The sequence below is a fragment of the bacterium genome (assembly GCA_030247525.1).
Lineage (GTDB): Bacteria > Electryoneota > JAOADG01 > JAOADG01 > JAOADG01 > JAOTSC01.
Map to the genome: position 1 here is coordinate 1 of JAOTSC010000253.1, position 3110 is coordinate 3110.

At 46.4% G+C, this 3110-nt stretch carries 2 protein-coding genes and 1 pseudogene; 2 read left to right on the top strand and 1 reads right to left on the bottom strand.

The annotated features are described in order from the left end of the window. Window positions 1-87: 87 nt before the first annotated feature. A pseudogene (locus OEM52_14620) lies at window positions 88-315 on the top strand (hypothetical protein). 15 nt (window positions 316-330) lie between these two features. Here the strand turns inward: OEM52_14620 and OEM52_14625 are convergent. Next, window positions 331-1785 carry a tetratricopeptide repeat protein gene (locus OEM52_14625; GenBank protein ID MDK9701369.1) on the bottom strand — a complete coding sequence of 485 codons (1455 nt, stop codon included), beginning with the start codon at window positions 1783-1785 and terminating at the stop codon, window positions 331-333. 411 nt (window positions 1786-2196) lie between these two features. On the opposite strand from OEM52_14625, the gene OEM52_14630 reads away from it, so the two are divergent. After that, window positions 2197-3110 (top strand): right-handed parallel beta-helix repeat-containing protein (locus tag OEM52_14630; GenBank protein MDK9701370.1); only part of this gene is annotated, 914 nt, incomplete at its 3' end.

The window sequence follows — 3110 nt, forward strand, 5'->3', positions numbered from 1 at the left end:
AGCGGTAAAGAAATCTATTTGCGGTCTAAGCATGCCCATTCACATTTACGCACACGCAAATCCGGTGAATAAGTTTTCGACACCGATGAGCGACATATCGTTTACTGGAAAGATAGCCCGGTGGATGTTTATCTCGTAGTCAAAACCAGCGATGAGCGAATTCGTTGGATGAATATTTCGCAAGCAATCAAGCATCAAGCCGAGAAATCCAATCAAATTGTTTTTGTTGGAGAGACTCTTGATGATACGAGTCTGCTTAAACTAAGAGTGCAAGTTTTAGGGTTACCGGTAGGTATGGAAAGCAAGAAGAAGTAATTGCGCTACACAACCCTACCAATTCTTCGGAAGAGGTAACTCTTCCGTCGGAAAGCCGTACGAAAGCAGATGCTGACGGAACCGGGAAAAATCCTGCGCGGAGAGATGTGGCAGTCGGTAATGCTGGTGTTCGACGCATTTCTTTGCATGATGGTAATGCGCAAGAATCGCACTGTGGAAGATGGGTTCTGTAGTTGGATTCACCCGCTCTGTTTGCGCTTGCCATACAAGGTAACGACCATAATTGATCGAAAATAGCATCGCATCGAGATCGGGCGAAGCTGGCGTGATATGTGTTGCAATTTCGTCGAGTAACGTTTTTGCCGCAACACCATCGCCGCGCAACAACTTCAATTCGACAATACGATCCAACACCCGGGACAATTCCGGTTGCTTGGTTTCGCGAGCGATTGCAACCGTTTGCTCTAAGATATCGTTCGCCTCATCCAAGTACCCTTGTTCCATTCGTAGCGCTGCATACGCAGCCAATGCAATCACTTCAAATTCGCGATACCCTAAATTGCGGTTGGCTTCCACCGCTTTTAAATATTCGTGATACGCCTGATCAAAATCACCCAACTCGTGATAAGCCGCCCCAATATTGAAACAAGTTATTGCCTGCGAACGAAGATTATCCAAGCGAGTGTGAATCTCCCTTGCCCGCAGATAACACTCTAACGCCTCCTCGATTTGACCAGTACTGCGCAATAGTGTTCCGTAGTTGTTGAGAATCGTTCCTTCGGAACGAAGATTACCGATTTCACGATGGATGGCGATGGCTTCAAAATACTTCTCCGATGCTTTGTCGATTTCACCACGGCCATAGTCGATTGCCGCAAGGTGCCCTAAAACAGCGCCTTGCATCTTTCGCAGCTTGTGGGTGGAAACGTACTCCCAAGCATCGTTGTACAACCGGTACGCCTCGTCCAAATCGCCATGTTTCTCATAAACGATTCCGAGATCGATCAGCATTTTTACTAATTTTTCCCGCTTGTCGGATTTGCGAAATATCGCGATAGCATGCAATAAAGAAGCCTTCGCATCTTCCCATTGTCCCTGCTCGATGTATATCGCTCCGAGATTTCCGGCTGCGATTGCTTCCCCTTCGGTATCGTTGATCGACTGTGCATTAGCAAACGCTCGGGCATAGGCTTCTACTGCTTCCGGATACAAACCGGTGTGCCGGTAATGGGTGCCAAAAGATATGTAAATCGTCGTTAAGAGTTTTTGATCGCCGCTTGTTTCGGAGATCGTTTGTGCTTTTGATAAATCGTTGAATGCGTCGTTTAGTTTTCCTAAATCGGTGTAGACACCAGCCCGCAAACAAAGAGCATACGCTTGCTTCGCGACGTCGGCGTCGGAGAATGCGAGTGCAACCGCTTGCTCGGCAAATGCAAGCGCTTGCTGCAGTTTTCCCTGTGCGCGCGAGTGCGCGATTTCCCGTTGGATTTTTTCAAATTCAGTCGGCATCGTTGATTCATCCAAGTGATGTGGGTATGAGGTAAATCGATGTATGGATTTCTATTCGACAAAGTTACACGATTCTGAAGTGATTTCCATTCTCTGTGGTTCTTGCTTTTCGTTTTGTAAGTATAAAAAAACGGATGTATGCTTTCATGTGTGTGTTTGGTGTCACGTCGACTACTCTAAGAGTGACTTAAGTGTGATTGCAAATTGTACTCGGCAATAACTTCCACTTCTATACACACAGCATCGTATTATCAAGTACTTATTTTAATTCGCTGTCTGAATGGTTTGCAAATTTTGCAGAAATGCGACTTTCTCCTTGCTTTTTTTGCATAGTCATCCTACTATTGGATAACGAGCGTCGCCGGGTTGACTTGGTCCCCGGTTTGAGCGATTCGCCTGCAAGGGTTACCAATGAAGGCATGGAAAGCCGGGGGGCTGCTCCTACTTCTTCTGGGGCTTACTGCATCGGCGTTTGCCGGAAATTTATCCGGTAATGTATCGGGTGTCTTGAGATTTGAAAACTCGCCGTATTCGGTTGTTGGACCCATCACAGTACCATCCGACTCGCAATTAGTCATCGAGCCGGGTGTTGACCTGCGCTTTGCACAAGGCGCAGCTCTGATCGTTCGGGGTCGACTGATCGTTATGGGGACGATCAGTCAGCGAGTCATATTCCAAGGTGGCGACGGTCAGACTTGGAATGGTATTCGTTTTGAAGACGGTTTGCCAGAGGTGAGTACACTATCTAATGTGGAAATTCGCAACTCCAGCAATCCGGTATTTGTCGATATGTCTAACGTCGTCATCGACTCATCACTGATCTACGGATCGAATAAAGGGTTGTTTGTAACACGTTCGACGGTGTTGCTTTCAAATTCTTTGTTGGTTATGACGATCACACAACTGGAACCGGGTGTTGGAGTTGATGCGATCGACAGCGATATCCAAGTGATGCGCGACACGATTTTGGTAAATTCCTCCGGTGTCTGTGAGAATGTCACTGGGATCAGTGTCCAACAAGGCACAGCGACGCTTTCCAGTAATGTTATCCAAGTAAACTCGAATAGCGCTTTTGTCACTTGTGGTATTTATCTACTTAGTCAGGACGATGCGTTAGTCAGTCGAAACATAGTAAAAGTTACCAGTCTTCTGTTCTCTTGCGGGATGAAACTCGAAAACTCAGGTGCCGGCGTTTATATCCATAACAACTCGGTACGCTTAATGTCACAAAACACTTCGAGTTATGGTCTGATGATCGAAGATGGACGATCGATCAATATTCGTAACAATGTTGTTTGGGGAAACAATTTTGGATGGGGTATTGT

Coding starts and splice junctions, on each gene's coding strand:
- OEM52_14625 (MDK9701369.1), bottom strand. CDS start 1,785: ATGCCGACTGAATTTGAAAAAATCCAACGGGAAATCGCGCACTCGCGC.